Source organism: Streptomyces sp. R33 (assembly GCF_041200175.1).
Lineage (GTDB): Bacteria > Actinomycetota > Actinomycetes > Streptomycetales > Streptomycetaceae > Streptomyces > Streptomyces katrae_B.
Map to the genome: position 1 here is coordinate 481,277 of NZ_CP165727.1, position 19,243 is coordinate 500,519.

Genomic DNA, 19,243 nt, shown 5'->3' on the forward strand with positions numbered 1-19,243 from the left:
TCAGCTCTCGGTGTACTGGATGGCCTCGTGCAGCGCCTGGGGCGCTGAGGGCCGGCCCATGAGGACGCACAGGGTGAACAGGACGTCCTCGAAGGCGCGGCGGGCCTCCGGGTCGGCCGGGGCTGCGGTCAGACGCAGGCGGGCTTCGAAGAAGCGTCCCACAGCCTTCTCGGCGTCTGTCCGCAGCGGGAGCAGGTAGGGGCCGGAGGCCTGGAATGCGGTGCCCTGGATACGGCTGGCCTGGACGGCCTCGCGCAGGGCCCGCTCGGCGCGAGCGGGTACCGGTGCGCCGCGGAGGGCTTCACGCATCGCGGCGGCCAGGACGGTCTCGGGCAGGCCGGCCTGGGCGGCCGCGGCGGACAGGATGCACTCGGCCTCGTAGGCCGTGGCCGGGGTCGTCGCCATCAGCGTGCCCACCGCCCACGGGACTGCCTGGGAGTCACGCACGGCGGGGCCGGGGCTTTCAGGGGCGTGACGGCGACCGGCTTCGGGCCCCGTGAGAGGTATGGACGCGGTCATGGAGATCACTTGCTTTCCGGCGGACACGGTCAGGTGAGCAGGAAGCGCGTGGCGGTGAGGTGGAGGAGGCGCTCGACGGGACGGCCGGCGGCGGTGACCAGCAAGGCGCGGGCCGACTCGCAGGGCGGCCAAGAGGTCTTCGCGGCGGACTGCGGCGTTGTCGCAGTCGAACTCGCCGCTCACGCAGACGTGAACCGTCCCCGACGGACGGCCGGTCGTCACCCCGATCTCCAGAGCGACGGTTTCCGGGGTGTCCGGCCAGCTGGCGTTCAAGGTCGCGGTCATCACCGCCTCCCCACACGTTCTGGGGCTGCCACTGCTTCCCATCAGCATCTTCAGCCCCCGACCTACGCACGTCAAGAAATACACGAAAAACAGGACGTATATACCAAATCGGCGCATGCCGGACAGGGCGCTGGGGGGTGCCTGCGGCGCCCGGGGGCATTCAGCGCCTGCGGGCGCGGCCCCGCCCGCAACTGACCGGGCCATCCCCCTCGTGCAGCGGAGGGCGCCCCGCGGCCGCGTCGAAAGAGGCGTGGCCGTCCGGCAGAGGTGCCGCGTCGCGCCGTGCGCGGCGGCACCGCGCAGTTTGGAGAACGAGCCCCGGGGCACACGGCGTAGCGTCACGCTGGGCCACATCGGGAGGGCGTATGTCCGGACTATTCGCAAAGATCAAGCAGTTCAGTCGCAGCCCGCAGGGTCAGCGGACGATCGCTTCGGTGCGGCGTGCGGCTTCCGACCCGCGCAAGCGGGAACAGGCCCGCGGAATGTTCAGGCGCCTTCGAGGCAGGCGCTGACCTCGGCGGCCTCGCCCTCATTCGGCGTCGAACCATAAGCGGCCCTGCATGGCTGGGCCGCCGAGCATGTCCCGAAGTTCTTCGACGACTTGCGCACATGACGCTGCGCGCCCACGCGGAGGCCCCGTCGCTCGCACACCCCGGGCGGGGCGTTCGCGTCAGCGCAACCAGCCCTCACCGCGGCCCGCCCTCATGCGTCGGCTCCCCCTTCGGCGACGGAGGGAGTCTCCTTGAGGGCTTCGGCTCCCAGGGCCCGGACCTCGGCCAGCAGCCGGGCGTTGGTGATGCCCTTGACGAGGTATCCCGCGACGCCGACGACAGCCATCTCGGTGCGCGGGCCCTGGTCCCCGTATGCGGAGAACGCCAGGATGCGGACGCCGGGAACGGCGCGGAGGATCTGCTCGGCGGTGTACGGGCCGCCGCCGGGGAAGCGCACGTCGAGCACCACGACGTGCGGCCTTTGGGCGGTGGCGAGCCGGATCGCCTCGTCGGCGTTGGCCGCACTGCCGGCCAGGGCGAGGTCGGGCTGGGACCCGACGACCTCTGCCAGCGCCGCGCGCAGCATGTCGTTGTCGTCGCAGAGCAGCACCCGCAGGGGACCGCTGGGCGCGGCCGGCGGGGTCACGACAGCCCCTGGGGGGCGATCAGGGAGTCGAAGCTCCTGACGGGTGCACCGGGCAGCGGTTCGTCCAGCTCGCCCGTCGGCAGGTCGGGCACCCAGAACTCCACGGTCGTGCCGGTACCGGGCTCGCTGCGCAGTGTCCACCAGCCGCCGGCGGTCTCGGCCCGCTCCCGCATCTCCATCAGCCCGAAGTGCTCCTGCAGCCTGTGGGCGCCCGCCGCGTGGCCGGTGCCGTCGTCGGCCACTTGGACCTGCAGCCCCTGGTTCTCGGTGGTGACGCTGACCCGTACGGTTCGCGCTCGGGCGTGTTTGCGCACGTTCAGCAGTGCCTCCTGCACGATGCGGAAGATGGTGATCGCGGTCTCGGGGGCCGGTTCCTTTTCCATGTCGTGTTCCAGGGTGGGCTCAAGACCCCAGCTCCCGGCCACCACGTCGTTGAGGTGCTGGGAGAGCGACTCGATCAAGCCGTGCCGGTCGATGCCGGGCGGCTGGAGCCGGAAGGTGAGGTTGCGCAGGCGGCTCACCGCCTCGCGCACCGACGCGTCCAGCAGGGAGAGTTCACGCGCGTAGGGCTCGCCGACCTGGTCGGCGAGGAGCTGTAGACGCATGCCGACGGCGACCATGGCCTGGATGGAGTCGTCGTGCACGTCCCAGGCGATGCGACGGCGTTCCAACTCCTGGGCCTGGACGAGGTGGGTGAACAGGCGGCGGCGTTCGGTGAGCGCCTGCTCGGCGGCGCGGCGCTCGGTCATGTCCCGCGTGACCTTGCCGAAGCCGCGCAGTTCCCCGGACTCGTCGAAGAGGGGGGTGATCACCACGTTGGCCCAGAAGCGGGAGCCGTCCTTGCGGATGCGCCAGCCCTCGTCCTCCAGCCGGCCGTCGGCGATGGCCGTTTCAAGTTCCTTGTGGGGCTTGCGGGCAGCGATGTCCTCGGGCGGGTAGAAGACCGAGAAGTGTTGGCCGATGATGTCTGCGGCACGGAAACCCTTGATCCGCTCGGCTCCGGCGTTCCAGCTGGAGACGTGGCCTCCGGGGTCGAGCATGAAGATGCCGTAGTCGAGGACGCTCGTGACCAGCAGGGTGAACGCCGTCTCGGTCGGAGCGAGGGCGCCACTTCGTTCGGCGCGGTCGTCACGGTTCATGGGAGAAGGCCCTCACGGCGTGCCACGGCGACCGCCTCCAGTTGGGAGCGCGCGCCGAGCTTCTCCAGGACCCGCTGGACGTGGTTCCTGGCGGTGTTGAGGGCGACGCCCAGCCGCTGACCGATCTCGGCTGTGCCCAGGCCGTCGCCGAGCAGGCAGAGGGTCTCGCGCTCGCGCGGGGTGAGGGTCGCGCCCAAGTCGACGGTCCTGCCGGCCAGCCGGTCCAGCGCTCCGCTGAGCAGTCCCTTGCTGAAGGCCACTTCACCCGCCGCCACCAGGCGTACGCCGTCCTGGAGCTCGCGTAGGTTGTCGACCTTGAGGATGAGTCCCGAGCCACCGGCCTCGGCGACGTGGGCGGCCACCGCCGGTGTGCCTTCGCCGGTCAGCACCAGTACCCGGGTGCCGGGTGCGGCGGCCTTGAGCGCGGTGATGGCGGCAATGCCGTCGCCGTCGGGCAGTCGCCGGTCCAGCACCACCACGGCGGGACGCAGCCGGGCCGCGTCGGCCAGCGCGTCCTTCAAGCACAGGCTACGGCCGACCACCTCCAGGTCGTGGGTGCGGTCAAGGGCGAGCCGGATCGCCTCGGCCACCATGTCGTGGTCCTCGACGAGCAGGATGGTGATGCGTCCCCCGGCGGTGCGCGGCACGGTATCCGCTGTGGTCCGCGGTGTCGAAGGCATCACAGGGTCCTCGGTGGTAGACGCGGCACGCCGCCGGCGAACAGCTCGTCGACGCCAGTGAGAGCGAACAGTCGGGCGACCTGCGTGCGGGCGCCCTCCAAGCGCAGCTCGGTGCCGATCTTATCCGCTGTGGCCTTGGCCTCAAGCAGCACGTTGAGCCCCGCACAGTCGCAGAACCGCAGGCCCGACAGGTCGAGCACGACGCGGTCGGGCCGCCGCGCGAAGCAGTCGTCGACGGCGGCGAGCAACTGCGCGGTACCGTCCAGGTCCAACGCGCCGACCAGCCGCAGCCCTGCCACATTGGCGTCGAGTGCGGTGCTGACCTGGAACACCGGGCCGGTCACGTTGCGTCTTCTCTCATGGTGCAGCCCCCAGCCTGGGTAATGAGCACCAGCCAAGGATAGTGAATCTGCACTAGAAGAAAACCCGTTCTCCTGACGGGTCACCATCTCGTGGCCGGATTCGGCCTGAAAGCGCGCGACGGCAGGCGGCGCGAACCCGTGAACATTTCAATCGGGCTGGGTACCCTGCTGTTGGGGAAAGCGCCAAGGGACAGGGCCCCGACAGCCCTTCGGGCTACCGGGCAGCGGTGGGGTACCCGAGCCGTAGGCATTCAGTGGAAGGGGGGTGGGGATGGAGCTCCCGTCGGCCATTCCGCACGACGCCCGTCATGCGGAGGAGTGCCTGGACTTCGACGGCGCGCCCGGCTGCATCGCCGAAGCACGGGAAGCCGCCGTCGCCTTCCTTCGCCACCACTCCCCGCCCGCGCGCAGCACCTTTCACGATGACGTCCTGCTGGTCGTCTCCGAACTGGTGACCAACGCCGTCCGCCACGCTCCCGGCCCCTTCGTCCTGGAACTCGGCCTGGTTCCTGGCGGGATCGAGATCACCGTGCGGGACACGAGCCCACGCCGCCCGTACTCCCGGACTCCCGACCGGACCGGCGGTCGCGGGTGGGGCATCGTCCAGGCCCTCGCACGCCGGGTGCGCGTCGTCGCCCGCCACGATGGCGACGGCAAGGCCGTTCACGCAGAGCTGATCTGGTAGTCCCAGGCCCTGTGACGGACCGGAATGCCGGTCAGGGCGGGGGTGGCGGTCACGCGTGGGACTGAGCGCGTGACCACCCGCTGCCTGCCCGGCGCCTGGCGCTCGCTCGTCCTGGCAGGACTGCCGGAGTTGGGACACGCATGCGGGCACAGCCGGGCGCGCATCCGAATCCGATCACACCCCCGCGTTCGCACGAGCGGCCGGCTCGGGTCAGGGCCGCCCGGTGATGCCGGTGGCCGCCGAGGCTATGGCCTGCACGGGGGCCGAAGTCCTCACCGACGCCGCGCTGTCCGCCCGGGCAGGGGCCCGGCTGCGCATGAAGGCGGCCGCAGGGCTCTGACCCCGAGCCGGTCGCGGTGGTACCTCGTCGTCGCCTGTGTCAGTCCTCGCGAAGCACCCGGACGCTTTCGACGTTCGTGTCGACCGCGTCCGGGACGACCATGCCGGCCTCGACTCCGGAGCGGAGGTAGCGCAGTACGTCCTTGGTGAGGCGTTCGCCGGGCAGCGCCGCCGGTATGCCCGGAGGGTAGGGGGTCAGCATCTCGGAGGCGATCCTTCCGTCCGCCTTCTCCCAGGGCACCTGCTCGGTCGCACCGAAGAAGGCATCGCGCGGCAGGACCGCCTGTTCCAGCCTCAGCCGGGAGGACGGCGGGACGTGAACGGGCTGTCCCGTGCGCAGTTCGCCGGCGTGCGCGGCCAGGTCGGTCAGGGCCGTCAGCAGGGTCTCGGCCGTGCTGTCGTCGTCGGCGTGGGTGAACTGCGCGCTGATGCGGCGATGGTCGCCGATGTGGAGGTTGATCCGGTGGTTCTCCCGCAGCCAGTCAGCGGCCCGGTAGCCGGTGACCTCCCACGCGCTGACGTCGATGACGATCTGCAGGAGGTCGATGTCCGCTGCCTTGCCGGGCCCGCAGAAGTCCTCACGGCCGTGCACCTGCATGCCGTCGATGCGGGAGATGCGGGTGCGGACCTGTTCGGCCAGGGCGAGTGCGTCGTCGTAGAGGACCCTTCCCTGTTCGACCATCTGCCGACGCCATCCGTCCAGGGCCGCGTACATGAGGACGGAGGGGCTGGTGGTGCCGAGCAGGTCCTCGCGGCTCTTGAGCACCTCGGGTTTGATCAGATCGCCCTGGAGGTGGAAGACGGAACTCTGTTCCAGGCCGGACCCCATTTTGTGGACGGAGGTGACGCACACGTCGGCGCCGGCGTCCATGGCCCAGGTCGGCAGGTCGGGGTGGAAGGGCAGGTGGGCGCCCCATGCCTCGTCGACGACCAGGGGACGCCCGCGCTCGTGGCAGACCTCGGCGATGGCGGCGAGGTCCGAGCAGGTGCCGTAGGGGGTCGGCGTGGTCACCAGCGCTCCGCGGGCGTCGGGATGCTCGGCGAAGGCCGCCTCGAAGGCCTCGGCGGACGGCGGGTGGGCGAGGTGGCGTTCGGCGTCCCACTGCGGGTCGACCCAGACGGGGCGGATGCCCGAGAGGATCAGGCCCGAGACGACGGACTTGTGGGCGTCCCGCCCCACCAGCAGTTTCTCGTGCGGGCCGGCTACGGACAGCATCGCCGACTTCACCGACAGGGAGCTGCCACAGGTGGAGAAGAAGGCCCGGTCGGCGCCGACCGCCTCAGCCATCAGGGCCTGGGCCGCCTCCAGCACGGCGTGGGAGGACGTACGGTCGTCCAGCCCGCTGGTGGCCAGCACGTCGGAGCGGAACACCGCGTCACCGAGCACGGCGCGTACGCGGGGGTCAGTACCCCTGCCCTGCTTGTGACCCGGAGGCGTGAACGGTGTCTGCCCGCCGGCGTGGTAGGCGGCCAATGCCTCGAGGACCGGTGCCTTCGACTGGTTCATGCTCCTCGCCTGCCCGGCCGCAGCCAGTGAAAAACAGCCCGCCGACGGCGAGGCCGACCGGCTCGTAGGGACCGTGCAGGCCTTCATCGGCGACGCCCACGGCTACGACGCACCAGCACGAGCGCGACGATCACAGCGCCCGCGACGACGAGGAGCGGCGTGCGGTTGGCGCGCGCGACCGTCGCGGCCTGGCCGGCCCTTTCCAGCAACGGCTCGGGGGCCTTGTCCGCCAGGAGCTCTGCGCGGCGACGGGCCCCGCAGCGACCCCGATGGTCGATAGGGCCACGCAGCGTAAGGCAGTCTCCCCACTTGTATCGGGCCCGACAGAACTCCGGCGGAACTTCATCACGGGCTACCGGGGAATACGGGCGGGTCTCCTTCCCGGCCAGCAGGATGGGAAACAAACACGAATCGAATACATGTCCCGGTTGCAGTCGGGCAGGTGACGCTTCGGAGGTTGATAACCATGGTTCCCCTGCTTCTCGTTCTCCTGCTGGTCCTGATCCTCTTCGGTGCGGGTTTCGCGTTGAAGATACTCTGGTGGGTGGCCATCGCGGTCCTGATTCTGTGGCTGATCGGTTTCGTCGCCCGACCGAAGGGTGGTAGCGGCCGCTGGTATCGCTGGTAGCCGTACGACAACAGCGCAGTTCCGACACTGCATGGCGGTGGCCGGTCACCCCCTTCCCGGGCTTGACCGGCCACCGCCATGTCGCATCGGAAAGTTCTCGTGAACTCGTAAGCACTGAACGCAGATATCGAGAGAACGCCCCCGAGTTCCAGTTCCACCGGGACACGTACTCGGCGGTGCCGGGTACCGGGAGGAGCTGGTCACGTACTACGGCCGCAGCCCAATGAGATTCAACCGCCCTCGAATTGGAAGGCCTGAGCCAACGCGGCTTCGTGTTCCTCCACGGCTCCAGTACTCCTGGCGATCACCGCGTACCGCCAGGAGTGCCCGTCGGGCGGCGCGTCCGCATAGAGGACCACACCCTCGCCACGCTCCACATCGAACGCAAGGCGGGATGCGCGCAGCCGGGCAAGGGCTCCTTCGAAACCCATGGGGCTCCGCGTCCAGCCCTTCGACACCGACCATGCCGGATCCGGGTTGGCCGATCCCGCAGTCAACCGGGTGACCATGGTGTGCGGTGTGGTGGTGGCCGTACGGCGGATGTTGCTTTCGCTCGCGTACGCGGCGCCGCCCTCGTCCACCAACGCATCGAGTCCGAAGGGACCCACGTAGCCGTGGTCGGCCAGGTAGCGTCCCAGGGCCGTCCCCCACTCCTCGAGCTCGTCGGCCACATGTGCGAAGGACGGCGGAAGCGGGGAAGCGTACCCGGTGAAGGAGCCCTGAGCCGTACGCATCACTCCGCTGAAGAGCGCGTGTGCCCCGGAGGTGGTGACCTCCAGCTGGATGCTGACCGATTCGGCGACGTCGAGGCACTCCTCCACCACCCACATGCCCTCGGGTCCGCCGACGGTCTCGAGCGCCAGGATCGCCCCGCTGCTCAGGTCGTCACGGGACACGAAGCGCATCCCGTGCCCTCCTGCCGAGCGATCGGGCTTCACCACTACGCGCTCGTGGTCCCGCAGAAGCTCGCGGGCCACGCCTTCGACCTCCAGGCGTCGGCACACCCGTCCCGTCGGCAGCCGCATGCCCAGTTGCGCGGCCGTTTCGCGGAATCCGGTCTTCGTGTTGAGCAGCATGGTCATCTTCAGAGCGGCCTCGGCGGCCTCGATCGTGGGGTACGGATGGACCGCGAGGCGGATCTCCCGGGCGAACTCGATCGTCGACGCGTCCAACGCCGTCGGCAGCAGCGCCGCACCCCGGTCTCCGGCGAGTGCCCGGACGTGCTCGACGAGTCCGGCCTCGCGCACCGCCTGCGCCAGCGGGACGGCGCCGGCAGGGGGCACCTCGACGACCGCCACCGTTTCCGGGGAAACCCCTGTCAGGCCGTACACGTAACGCAAGAACTCCGGGCTCAGGGGCACGGGAGTGACCAGTACGTCCCCCGGCCGGAGCAGCCATGCCTTCCGCGGCGCCTGCTGGGCCCACTGCATCAGGATCTGCCCCTCGTTGAGATCCACCGCCAGGTCCGAGAGGAAGTTCGCGAACACAACGATCGGGCCCGTCTCAGTCACCGCTCTGCTCCTATGGTCGCCGCACGGCCGTCTCCGTTCAGTCTGGGGTCACCCCTCTCAGCCCCGGCCAGGCGCGGCGGGGCGTAGAAGCAGGCGGCCGTGTCCTCCAATGGCGACGCCGTCATGGCGGACACCCCACCAGCCCTGCTGTTCGGGGAGTAGGCGATCAGCTCGGCGGACATGGATTCAGCCTCTGTCGTACCAACGGCATCGGCACGCCTTCGCAGCCGAGCGGGTGACCTCAAGCGGGTACCTATCGCCCTGGGCAGCGCCGACCGGGCCGGTCCACGCCGAACCGTCCGCTCTCAGACCGGGGCGTGCCCGAGGATCCCCGTATCCCGTGCCTCCCTCTTCGTGACGGCGCCTGGCACCTGCTCACGGCTGAACGCAATCAGCTGGAGGCGAGCACTGAGTCGTCGAGGGTGCCCGTGCCCGGCAAATGGTGGCGGGCGGCGATCAGGCCGGCGTGCACGTCCGTCGTACCGGTGGCCACGCACAGGGCGCGCTCGACGGCCTCGATCTCTTTGCGCACGGGCGAGTCGCCTTCCGCGGCATCGAGGACGGACAGCGCCCAGTAGCGGTCGACGAGGCCGGGGAGCACGGCGGGGTGAGCCATCAACATGGGGGTTGCCTTTCGCCAGCGGATCCATCAGGTGGCCGTCGCCTACCCTGCCGATCACCGTTGAACCCCGCCGTGGTTTGCTCGCCCTCTGGCCGCTCACGAGGGTCGAGACGCTCATGCCTTGCCCTGCTCGGGCGCGGCTGGTTCCGGTCCCTGGCGAACCTGAGTCCATACGGGTAAGGGCCCGTAGCAAGGGCTGTCCCGTAATCCCCGGCGGGCGCACGACGACAGCTACGGCGCCTCGCTGCGTTGTCGGAACGTCCGCATACGCCCAGTATGCGGACGCCCTCCGCCTTGCGATGCACCGCATCTGACGCCGTGCGCTGATCCGCCAGGGATTACGGGACAGCCCTTAGCAGCTCGTGCGCGAACCGTCGGGCGCCGCCTCGGCGGACCACGAGAACCAGGTCCGGGCGTCCACGCCGAGCACATCCCCCGGGTCCGGCTCCACGCCGTAGATCTCGCGGAGCATTTCGGGTGATTCGAAGGCAAGAGTGATGCTCGGCCGGGCGGCGGATTCGAAGCAGAAGACGGCGATCCGGCCGTCGGGTCCCATGTCCAGGTCGTGCACCGGACGCCATCCCGCCGCCCGCGCCTCCCGGCCGTAGTACTGCAGCACTTCCTCCCTGGTCCCCCCGTACGCGTACAGCCGCTGCGCGGTGAGCCAGGCACCCGCGGTGTCGTCGACGCAGGAGGACCCGGCCCACGGGCCGCCGCCGACGGGCACGGCCCCCTGCGGACGCGACGCCAGCACGGGCAGCTCGTCGAGCTCGGCCACGGCCGACTCGGTTCCCTCGCAGGTCTCGAACGGAGGGAGGAGGGAACATCCGCTCAGACCGGTCCCGACGAGCAGCACCGCCAACAACACCCGCAGAGCAAGCATGTTCATGGCGAGATTATGACCCGGTCCGGAAACCGCGGAGCCCACGGCCGGTTCACCCGCCGAGGGCACGAGGGTCTCACTGGGATGGGAACCGCAGCCTGTCCCGCGCGCTCCATCCCGGCACAGCCCAGAACGGTCCCAGCCATCCGGATGATCATCGTGGCGCGAAATCGGCCCCGCCGAACGACGGGCGACCGCCCCGGGGAGGGCGGATGCGCCAGGTGGTCGACGTCCTGCGCCTGTCCGCACGGCCGTCGATGCTGCCGACCGGCAGGTCGCTCAGCCCGCACTCCATCGGCCGCGTCGAGGACGCCCTGGCCGTCCTCCAACGGTGCACGCCACGGCCGCTCGAGTTGGCCCACGAGTCGTGCGCGGGCCGGCCACGTCCAGCCCCCGTTGGGGACCGCGGCAGGCCGGCACGGCATGCGCGCCGTGACTGGCGAGTGCCGCTGCATCCGGTGCCCGTTTCAGCAGGACGGAAGCGGGCGCATTGCAGCGCCTGGGCCAGCTCGTCGGTCGCGGCCGCGCGGCTGTTGGCCATGGCCGTGTCGGATGTGCCGCGTGTCTGCGGTTCACCCTCCCAGGGAGCCGGCGGGCGGGCCGCTCAGTCATCGGCGATCTGCAGGGCCAAGGCGAAGTGCTCGCCGTCCGTCCCCGCGAGCAGGCTGTCGAACAGCGGGGTGAGCCCGTTCACGGCGCCGCACCCGGCGTCGTGGTTGGTCCACCAGCTTCCCTCCGACCCGAGCAGGGACACCACCCGCTCCGCCACGCACTCGGCGGCCTCGGCAGACATGTGCCGGTGGTCCGGCCATACGAGGTCAACGGCCGCGACCCCGGCGAGGAACGCGGCGGCCTCGTGCGTCTCCAACGGTTCCAGGGCGGCACAGATCTGCGGGACGGACGGCGGGGCGTACCCGGGGACGAAGCGCCGCCAGGCCTCGTCGGCCGCGACCTCGGCCAGCAGCGCACGGATCCGGGCCGCCAGCTCCGGCAGGTCGGGCTCCGGCTCGGTGAACCGCCCGGCCGCCACGTACACCCGCGTCGGCGTGGACAGTTCCGCCATGCGCGCTTCCAGCTCGGCCAGATCCCCCGTGGACTTCACAGCGGCATTCTGCCCTGCGCCCCCAGTCGGCGCCGTGGGAGGGAGGCTTGCGTAGATGTGGTCGAGGGTGGCGACTCCGTCCGCGATAGCTGATGGGCTGCCTTCTTCTGAGTGACCGCGTACCCGACGAACGTGCTGATCACGACAGTAGGTAGGCTTTGGCACATGTCGCAGCCGATACAACTCGTCGTCCTGATCACCACTCTCCCGGGCCGCGGCCAGGAACAGGTCAGTGCGTTCGAGCGTCTCGCACCGATCGTGCGGGCCGAACCGGGATGCTTGCAGTACGACATGCACCAGGTGAGCGGCACCTCGGACCGCTTCGTTCTCATCGAGCGGTGGGCGTCAAAGGAAGCGCTTGCCGCACACGACGCCACTCCCCACATGATCGAAGCCGACGCAGCCAGCCCGGCGTTCCGAGCGGGACCCGCAGAGGTCATCCAGCTCGTCGCCGAACCCCTGGCCTGATCGGGTCGGAAGCCGCGCACCGTGCGGCCGACCGGGAGCGCCGCACTCTCACGGAGTACAAGCCTCGGCGATCGACGCGCTGTTCTCGTAGAGATGGTGCCGGGTGATCCGGCCGTCCTCGACGGTGAGGCGCAACGCGAACGGGCCCTCGAAGGACTTCGCCGTCAGGCGTACGGTCCCCGCCAAGCGCCCCATCAAGACCGCGTCGGTGCCGTCAACGAGGAGCGTATCGACGGAGGCGCGCGCATCCTCCGGCACGGTGTGCTCCATCAACTCCGCGAACTGGGCGGCGCATTCTGCGGCGGTGGATCGCGGGCGGATCCACGGGGCGGCGGGGTTCTCGGCGAGCAACCAGTCGACCTCGTCGGCGAAAAGCGCGACAAGTCGCCTGGTGTCCCCGGCCGCCCGGGCGGCGAGGAACTCCTGTACGACGGCCCGGGTGGCCTCGGCGACGGAACTCGCAATGGTGACTGAACTGGCCGTGGATTTGGCGGACATGGGACTCTCCTCGCGGCTGCGGCCGGATCCCGGCGGGGGTACCCGTCGGCGTGCTTGATCCTGCCGGTAGAGGTCAGGGCGGTCGATTACCCCGGGGGTAATGAGCGTCCAGCAGTGGCCGGGCGTACCCTCCTTCGGACCTGACAGCCACCACCAGGGTGGAAGAGTTGACTCCCACGCGCGATCGCCCCTCCCCAGACATCCAGGGCGGAGGCCGCGTCCGCGTCGACGGCGAGATCCTCGGAGAGGAACAAGCTGGTCTCCCGGTCCTTCGTGCGGCGCGGGCCGGGCTCCGCATCGTGGATACCGCGCCTCATCGGGGGAAGTGTCCTCGGACCGGAACGGTTCGTCGAAGGGATTGACGAGATGCGTGCTCTGACCTTCGTTGTCGGTACGGGGCGCAGTGGGTCGACCGCGCTGTCGGGCATCCTCAACGCGCATCCGGACGTGCTCAGCTTGAACGAGCTGCTGTCGTCGGTGCAGAGCCGGGGCTTGCCCGAGGGCCTCCTCGACGGCGGGGAGTTCTGGCGCCTCCTGGCCGATCCCAATCCCCTGTTCGAGCGGATGATCCGCAACGGAGTACCCATGCCGGAATTCCTCTACACGCGCCGTCCCGGGCGCTTCGCGACCGAGACGACCGGAATTCCCGCCCTGTCCCTGATGGTCCTCCCGCACCTGACCGAAGATCCGGACGGCCTGTTCGACGCACTGGAGAAGCAGGTGTGCGGATGGCCCGGGCGCACCGCCGCCGGACATTACGAGGCTCTGTTCGACCTGCTGTGCGAGCGGTTCGGGCGTACGGCCGCGGTCGAGCGGTCGGGCTACTCGCTGGAGCGGGTACCGCTGCTGCGGAGGACCTTCCCGCAGGCACGCTTCGTCCACCTCTTCAGGAACGGGCCCGACTGCGCCCTGTCCATGAGCCGACACACGGGCTACCGGCTGATCTTCCTGCTGCGGGAGATCCTCGCCCGGAGCGGCGCCGAGCGCGTCGAGGACCTGACCGAGGAACAAGTCCGCTCCCTGCCGCCTGAGCTGTCGCCGCTGCTGACCGAGCGGTTCGACTCCGCACTGGTACTGGACCGTGAGCTGCCGGCGGCGGGCTTCGCCGCGCTGTGGTCGGAGCTCGTCGTGCGGGGTGTGGCCCTTCTCGAGGACGTGCCCGCGCCGATGCGGACCACGCTCTCCTACGAGGACCTCCTCGAGGACCCCCGCCGGGAACTGACGCGCCTGGCAGACTTCATCGGCGTCGAGCCGCTCCCGCGATGGCTCGACACCGGGACCTCGCGCCTGGACGGCGGCCGGCGGGGCACTTCCCGGCGGCTGCCCGCGGCCGAACTCGCCGCGCTGCGGGAAGGATGTGCCCCCGGGGAGCGGGCCCTGACCAACGCACACGGGTGACAGCGCCGCCACGCAACCGCCGCGCGACGGCCGGTATACCTCTGGAGCGTGTCGACGACGTGCCGCTCGCGCCCATTGCACACGATCGCGACAGTTCCGGCAGGGCTGACACTCATGATCGGGCTTCCCCCGGGCGGGGGAAGCCCGATGATCCGTGGGATGGATGTGAGCAGCGCCGGTGACCCGGAATCTTGGAGCGTCGGCAATCCGGACATACGGGGGTCACGGTGGTTGTTCCTGCGAACTCGGAGCTAAGTGGCGTTCCTGAGCCACCGACCGCAAGCCCGGGGCGGATGTTGTGGTGGCGGCGGTGGCCTGTGTGGGCGCCCATGATCGCTGCAGTGTGGAGCGTGCTGTACGCCGCTGTCGAGGTCACCTGGGCGGTGACGGGCACCACCGTGCTGTGGAAGGAGCACTCCGCGTACGCGCCGGGGGTCCAGTTCTTCCTGGCGGCCCTCGCGCTCCTGGCCGGCGGCGCCTGCCTGGCCAGCACCCGAACTCTCGCCAAGCTCGGCCGGGTTGTGGTGGCGACGGCGCTGATCGTGGCGCTCCCGGTGTTCGTCGTGGCAATGGCCGGGCTGCCGATCCATTTCGTGGCAATTGCGACGCTCTCGGGGGTCGAGAGCGCCACCGGACTGGCCCAGGTGCTGCTGAACACCGCCGGTGCCGCCCTCCTGTTCCTCGTCGGTTTGTCGTACCGCCGACGGCTGCGCGGAGACTGCCCGCGGTGCGGGCAGCCGCACGCCGGCGCAGCCGACGGCCCGCTTGCCCACCCGGCCGCCTCCCGAGCCCCGAGGCGGACCCGCGTCGCGGTGTACCTGCTCATGGGCGGACTTCTGCCGTGGGCGGGAGCCAAGACCATCTGGACGCTGGGCGGCAACGCGCTCGGCGTCGAGGGCGATGACTGGCAGAGGACGACGAGCGCCGGCGCGTCGGGGCCGTCGAAGGCAACCGCGTCGGCGGGGATCGACGTGACCGTGCTGGCCGCGATGGTCGGGGTCTTCCTGCTCCTGGGGTTGCTGTACGCGTGGGGGCAGGTGTTCCCCCGCTGGACGCTGGTCCTGTCCGGACGACGGGTCCCGCGCCTGCTGCCCTTGATCCCCGCCTGGCTGACCGGCATCCCCCTGGCGATGTACGGCGCCGTCCTCATCGTCATGGCCCCGCTCATGGCCGTCGGCGTGCTGCCCAAGATCAAGCCGTCCCCGCCGTTCACCACCAGTTCGGGAATCACCTGGATGGTCGAGTTCGGCGGCCTGGGATTCGCCGGTCTGGGCCTCGGCCTCGTCGTGGCCGCCCGCTCCTATGCCGCCCGCACCCACCCCGTCTGTGCCAGCGCCACGGCAGCGGAGAGGCCCAAGTAGCCGGGTACCGGAATGTCAGCTTCCCGCCGGCGATCAGTGAGCAGCCGCGGCGGTCCCGGTCAAAGCACGCAAGATCGCCCGTCAGGCCGACTGGGCTTTCGCAGCCCGGCACCGACCGCGATCACCCGAGCAGGACTCCCGCTCGGTCGACGAACCCCGCGATCGGTACGACAACGGCCTCTCAGCAGGAGCGGTGCTCTCACCAGGGTGTGTCAGGACGCGGGGCACATGGTCGCACGCAATGCGACGTTGATGGCTTTGCCCTGACCGTCGGTGAGCGGGTGGGCATCGTTGCCGAAGCGCTGTGCGGCGGAGTGGTCTACGTTTTGAGCCCCGCCGTTGAGTGCGGAGCATTGGTTGCGGCCTGCGTCGATCGCCTTGTCGGGATCCGCGGCAGCGTTCAGCGCGACGGCCTTGATCGCTGCGAGGTACGCCTCGCGCTCTGCGCCGGTGGGCTTCGGCGGAATGCCGTTCACGGGCTTGCCGGCCGATGCGGTCGCTGACTGCGCGGGCTTGGGCGCGGTCGTGGTGGCGGTCGGCGGCGTGCTGGGTGCGGCCTTGTCGTCGCTGCTGTCCCCACAGGCAGTCAGCGACGCGGCGAGCGTGGCCGCGACGAGAACGGCGATGGCCGTCGTGCGCTTCATGGTTCCCCTTCGTCCCGTGTACGTGTCGCCTGTGTGACACGCGGGCGGGACGGGAGGTTGTACGCGGGAGGGGCTCCCCGTTGATCACCCCGCCGCAGACTCGCCGCGCGCCCGGCAGGCCGTCGAGCGGGACGTAGGCGTGGCCTGACGGGCCGGCCACTTCGCACTCGGCGGCCGGGAGCTTGATCAGTCGTCCTCGAGTCGCTGGGAGATCGCAGAAAACTCTTCGGTGCTGCCTACCGGGCGGCTGAACGGCACGGCGGCTGGTGGGCGCTGCGGACTACGCAGCGAGCGCCGCGGGCTCGCCGAGGTGGGCGGCCGCGGTCCGCCAGGCGCCGGTGACCGCAGTCCGGGCCCGCGTCGTGCACACCTGGTGGTCGCCGATCAGCTGAAGCGGAGCTCCCACGTGCACGTGCAGGTCCGGACGACGCAGCGGTGCGGTGGCGAGCCCCGCGAGCTGTTTGGCGACCCTGCCGGAGGTGATGCGCCGGGCGCCGGCCTGGCCCACGGGGACGATAGGCGCGCCCGTGCGCTCGGCGAGGCGGGCGAGGCCGCTTCGGAAGGTACCGGGGGCGGCCTCGGCGGCGTCCGTACGGCGTGGCAGGCCACCCTCCGCGTAGATAAGGACCAGCCGCCCCTGTTCAAGAGCATCCGTAGCGGCGTCGAGAGCGGCCGCGGCCCGCGCGTCCCCGCGGAACACCGGGATGTGGCCCCCGCCGGCAAGGGCGCGGCCGAGCAGCGGAACGCGCCAGAGGCCGGCGGCCGCCATCACGACCGGCTCGGCGCCGAGGCGGTGCAGGGCAGCGAGCACGATGGCCGGATCCGCGAGCGAAGTGTGGTTCGCGGCGATGATGCTGCCCGGCGCAAGCACGGTATCGGTGTCGGTGGTCACCGACAGGCGCCCGAATGCGGGCACCAGGATGTCGGCAATGCTGCTGAGCATGGAAGATCTCCCGGTCTCGACAGTGGTGATCCTCATCGTCGGGTGACCGGTGCCGCTGGAGCGTGAGTCTTCCTACTCATCTTGGCGTGCCCACCGTACCCAGCGTGGGTGCCGGCGCCCGCCTGGTCGCCGGCGGCCGGCGCGGGTGCGTCCGTCGCAGGCTTGCGGAAGGCCGCCCATGCGTCGGTCGGCTGTTCCCTCAGCTGAAAGCAAGGCCGGCTGGAGGCAGTTGACAGCAGCGGATCGGTTGCGACCGACGCGATGCCGTCCTGCCCTCCGGGCTTACGGAACTGCGACTGCTCCCAGGTGTAGGTGTTGAAGACCTTCTCGGCCTGCTCCCTCGCAATGACCAACGTTGCCGTGGGTGACGGCGCGGTCGATGGCGCGGGCGCGTGCGCCTTCGCATCCGTCTTCGACGGCGTACACCCGGACATCGCGACGGCACAAGCAGTCACCACACCGACGACGCCCACCCCCAGCCGCCGCCCACCAGCCACCGGACCAGGTATGGAGATCACCCACCCGAACGCACCCAACGAAACAGCGCCGATCCAAACACGAGGAAAGGACACCCGATGCCACCGGGTCCGCGTCACACGTACGGCGGGATGCCGCGGGGGACGCCCCAGGCCATCACAGGAAACCACCCTGTCGGCGGGATCAGCTGGAATGCGCCGAGCCTTCTCGGGACGTGGGATCGCGGTGCGGGAGAGGTGGCAAGTGTGGCTGGGGGCCTGCGGGTGTCGGCGGTCGCGCATCTGACCGGCCCCCAGTCACACCAGTGCTCAGGCTCACCGCAGGACCAGCCCAGGCCGAGGCCGCCGGTGCCCCACGTCCCGCACCTGCCGCCCGTCCCTGTGGGTCTGCCGGGTGACGGCAGGTCAGGTCAGGGCGGCGATCACTTCCCTGGCCGCCCGCTCCCCCTCCGTCGCCCCGCCCTCCATGAAGCCCTGGAAGTCGTAGCTGCAGTGCTCGCCGCCGATGTGGATGCGGCCCTGCGCGGTGCCCTCGTACTTGGCGTACTTGTGCAGGTAGCCGGTCGGCCAGTACGAGTACGCGCCGAGCGAGTACGGGTTGCGGTGCCAGGCAGACAGCTGCGCCCGACCGGTCCAGGCCGCCTTGGTGCCGGGGAAGAAGGCGTCGATCCCGGTGAGCATCCGGCTCGCGAGGGCACGTACGTAGGGGTCGGAATCGGTGGCGAAGGGGCTGCCGGGGGTGAGCGAGCCGGCCAGGCTTCCGCCACCGTACTGGAGGAGGATGCCCCCGTTGCCCGGCTGAACCCTGGTGGTGTCCCAGGTCTGCTGGACATCGCTGTCGGTGAAACAATCGCCGGCGGAAACCCCTGGCCAGGGGCCGCTGCCGCGCCAAGGGCGGCTGGTGAACTGCATGTTGAGCTTGGTGCAGTAGCCCATGCGGGCGTCCCGCAGCAGGTTCTTCATCAACGGGTCGAAGCCGGCCGCGGTGATGTCGATCCGCTGGAGGATCGGCAGCGGCAGGCACAGTACGGTGTGATCGGCCACGACCGTGCGGGTGGCGCCCGCGTCGTTGAAGGTCAGCGTCTGGGTGCCGTCGGCGGAGACGCGTACGGCGACCAGCTCGCGGCCCATGACGAGCGATCCGGCGGGCAGGGCCCGGGCCATGGCGTTCGGCAGCTGGTCGTTGCCGCCGGTGATGTGGTAGCGCTCGTTGGACAGGCCCCAGACGTTGAAGTTGCCCGGGTTGGGCTGGTAGCCCATCAGCAGGACGAGCGCCAACGCCGACTGCTGGTCGGTGTCGGCCCCGTACTCGACGTTGTACGCCACGTCGATGAAGCGGCCCAGCTGTGAGCCGTGCCCGCCGGGGATCCGGGTCTCGATCCACTCGTACAGGGTCATGTTGTCGAGCGCGGTCCCCGCCGGGGTCGAAGAGTTCCAGGAGACTTCGCCGGCCGCCTGGAGGTCCCGGTGCAGCGCCTGGTAGACGGCCTTGAAGTCCTCGTCCGCCTGGCTGCGCGCATAGTAGACCCCGTTGAACCGGAGGACTTCCTCGGCGCCGTTCGGCCCGCCGCCGAGGAAGTCCTCGACGGGCAGGTTGAAGCGGCGGCACAGCTCCAGGATCTTCTTGTGGCTGGTGTCGATCAGCTCGCCGCCGATCTCGGAGGTCTGCCCGTACGCCCACAGGGAGCGCTGGCTCCACATCCGGCCACCGACACGGTTCGGATCGGCTTCGTAGAGCGTGCAGGCGACGCCCGCGTCCTGGAGGGTGAGGGCAGCGGTCAGCCCCGAGATCCCGGCGCCCACCACGGCCACGCGGGCGGGTGTGACGGGCTTCTTCTCGGGCAGGGCCTCCGCAGCACGGGCGCTCGCGGAGGCGCCCGCCGCCGAGGCGACGGCGGAGCCGAGCCCGAGGGCGGCGGCCCGGCCCAGGAGCTGGCGGCGGGTGGAGCCGCGGACCTCGGCCACGGGCAGGCCGAGCCGGCGGGCGGCGGCGTGTTCGGCGGCGAGCCGACGGAGCTCGTGCATCAGTGGCGTACGGGCCATGGTGGTGGCTCCT

19 protein-coding genes are annotated in these 19,243 nt (G+C 70.5%); 5 read left to right on the forward strand and 14 right to left on the reverse strand.

The window, feature by feature from the left end:
* The 5 genes from AB5J51_RS02530 to AB5J51_RS02550 form a co-directional block, all read right to left on the reverse strand.
* Positions 1-405, reverse strand: a complete 405-nt coding sequence (locus tag AB5J51_RS02530; RefSeq protein WP_159047416.1) for a DUF5133 domain-containing protein — start codon at positions 403-405, stop codon at positions 1-3.
* A 1,101-nt stretch (positions 406-1,506) separates the two neighbouring features.
* Positions 1,507-1,941 (reverse strand): response regulator transcription factor, encoded by a 435-nt coding sequence (locus AB5J51_RS02535; protein WP_369776640.1) that lies wholly within the window; start codon positions 1,939-1,941, stop codon positions 1,507-1,509.
* The gene (locus tag AB5J51_RS02540; RefSeq protein WP_369776643.1) at positions 1,938-3,080 is read right to left on the reverse strand and encodes a PAS domain S-box protein; all 1,143 of its coding nucleotides are present in this window, start codon (positions 3,078-3,080) and stop codon (positions 1,938-1,940) included. Before AB5J51_RS02540 ends, AB5J51_RS02535 begins: the two co-directional genes overlap by 4 nt.
* The gene (locus tag AB5J51_RS02545) at positions 3,077-3,760 is read right to left on the reverse strand and encodes a response regulator transcription factor (protein WP_136226295.1); all 684 of its coding nucleotides are present in this window, start codon (positions 3,758-3,760) and stop codon (positions 3,077-3,079) included. The genes AB5J51_RS02540 and AB5J51_RS02545 overlap by 4 nt, the downstream gene beginning before the upstream one ends.
* A complete protein-coding gene (locus tag AB5J51_RS02550) occupies positions 3,760-4,104 on the reverse strand; it encodes an STAS domain-containing protein (protein WP_369776644.1) in 345 nt (114 codons plus the stop codon). Before AB5J51_RS02550 ends, AB5J51_RS02545 begins: the two co-directional genes overlap by 1 nt.
* 289 nt (positions 4,105-4,393) lie before the next feature.
* Here AB5J51_RS02550 and AB5J51_RS02555 point away from each other — a divergent pair, with 289 nt between their 5' ends.
* Entirely contained in the window at positions 4,394-4,807 is a 414-nt protein-coding gene (locus AB5J51_RS02555; RefSeq protein WP_053790935.1) for an ATP-binding protein, read from the forward strand.
* Between the two features lie 379 nt (positions 4,808-5,186).
* Here the strand turns inward: AB5J51_RS02555 and AB5J51_RS02560 are convergent, their stop codons facing one another.
* Positions 5,187-6,653, reverse strand: coding sequence for an aminotransferase class I/II-fold pyridoxal phosphate-dependent enzyme (locus AB5J51_RS02560; protein ID WP_369776647.1), 1,467 nt, complete (start codon positions 6,651-6,653; stop codon positions 5,187-5,189).
* A 466-nt stretch (positions 6,654-7,119) separates the two neighbouring features.
* Here AB5J51_RS02560 and AB5J51_RS02565 point away from each other — a divergent pair, with 466 nt between their 5' ends.
* The gene (locus AB5J51_RS02565) at positions 7,120-7,281 is read left to right on the forward strand and encodes a hypothetical protein (protein WP_053790953.1); all 162 of its coding nucleotides are present in this window, start codon (positions 7,120-7,122) and stop codon (positions 7,279-7,281) included.
* Positions 7,282-7,511: 230 nt separating this feature from the next.
* Here AB5J51_RS02565 and AB5J51_RS02570 read toward each other — a convergent pair whose 3' ends face one another.
* The 4 genes from AB5J51_RS02570 to AB5J51_RS02585 all read right to left on the reverse strand — a co-directional run bounded on the left by AB5J51_RS02570 (position 7,512) and on the right by AB5J51_RS02585 (position 11,399).
* Entirely contained in the window at positions 7,512-8,792 is a 1,281-nt protein-coding gene (locus AB5J51_RS02570) for a peptide ligase PGM1-related protein (RefSeq protein WP_369776648.1), read from the reverse strand.
* Between the two features lie 391 nt (positions 8,793-9,183).
* Positions 9,184-9,414, reverse strand: coding sequence for a DUF5133 domain-containing protein (locus AB5J51_RS02575; protein ID WP_053790938.1), 231 nt, complete (start codon positions 9,412-9,414; stop codon positions 9,184-9,186).
* 352 nt (positions 9,415-9,766) lie between these two features.
* Entirely contained in the window at positions 9,767-10,303 is a 537-nt protein-coding gene (locus AB5J51_RS02580) for a hypothetical protein (protein ID WP_369776650.1), read from the reverse strand.
* 598 nt (positions 10,304-10,901) lie between these two features.
* On the reverse strand, positions 10,902-11,399 hold the full coding sequence (locus AB5J51_RS02585; RefSeq protein ID WP_369776652.1) for a hypothetical protein: 498 nt from the start codon (positions 11,397-11,399) through the stop codon (positions 10,902-10,904).
* Positions 11,400-11,564: 165 nt separating this feature from the next.
* Between AB5J51_RS02585 and AB5J51_RS02590 the strand changes: the two genes are divergently transcribed.
* Positions 11,565-11,867, forward strand: coding sequence for a putative quinol monooxygenase (locus tag AB5J51_RS02590; protein ID WP_053790941.1), 303 nt, complete (start codon positions 11,565-11,567; stop codon positions 11,865-11,867).
* Between the two features lie 48 nt (positions 11,868-11,915).
* Here AB5J51_RS02590 and AB5J51_RS02595 read toward each other — a convergent pair whose 3' ends face one another.
* Positions 11,916-12,365, reverse strand: a complete 450-nt coding sequence (locus tag AB5J51_RS02595; RefSeq protein ID WP_369776653.1) for a nuclear transport factor 2 family protein — start codon at positions 12,363-12,365, stop codon at positions 11,916-11,918.
* Positions 12,366-12,731: 366 nt separating this feature from the next.
* On the opposite strand from AB5J51_RS02595, the gene AB5J51_RS02600 reads away from it, so the two are divergent.
* Both AB5J51_RS02600 and AB5J51_RS02605 read left to right on the forward strand, forming a co-directional pair.
* The gene (locus AB5J51_RS02600) at positions 12,732-13,763 is read left to right on the forward strand and encodes a sulfotransferase (RefSeq protein ID WP_369776654.1); all 1,032 of its coding nucleotides are present in this window, start codon (positions 12,732-12,734) and stop codon (positions 13,761-13,763) included.
* Between the two features lie 329 nt (positions 13,764-14,092).
* The gene (locus tag AB5J51_RS02605) at positions 14,093-15,124 is read left to right on the forward strand and encodes a hypothetical protein (protein WP_369776655.1); all 1,032 of its coding nucleotides are present in this window, start codon (positions 14,093-14,095) and stop codon (positions 15,122-15,124) included.
* 212 nt (positions 15,125-15,336) lie between these two features.
* Here the strand turns inward: AB5J51_RS02605 and AB5J51_RS02610 are convergent, their stop codons facing one another.
* From AB5J51_RS02610 to AB5J51_RS02620, 3 genes are all read right to left on the reverse strand, one after another.
* Positions 15,337-15,768, reverse strand: coding sequence for a DUF732 domain-containing protein (locus AB5J51_RS02610; protein WP_369776657.1), 432 nt, complete (start codon positions 15,766-15,768; stop codon positions 15,337-15,339).
* A gap of 280 nt (positions 15,769-16,048) precedes the next feature.
* Entirely contained in the window at positions 16,049-16,711 is a 663-nt protein-coding gene (locus AB5J51_RS02615) for a lysophospholipid acyltransferase family protein (protein ID WP_369776658.1), read from the reverse strand.
* An 881-nt stretch (positions 16,712-17,592) separates the two neighbouring features.
* Positions 17,593-19,230, reverse strand: coding sequence for a flavin monoamine oxidase family protein (locus tag AB5J51_RS02620; protein ID WP_369776660.1), 1,638 nt, complete (start codon positions 19,228-19,230; stop codon positions 17,593-17,595).
* Positions 19,231-19,243 lie beyond the last annotated feature (13 nt).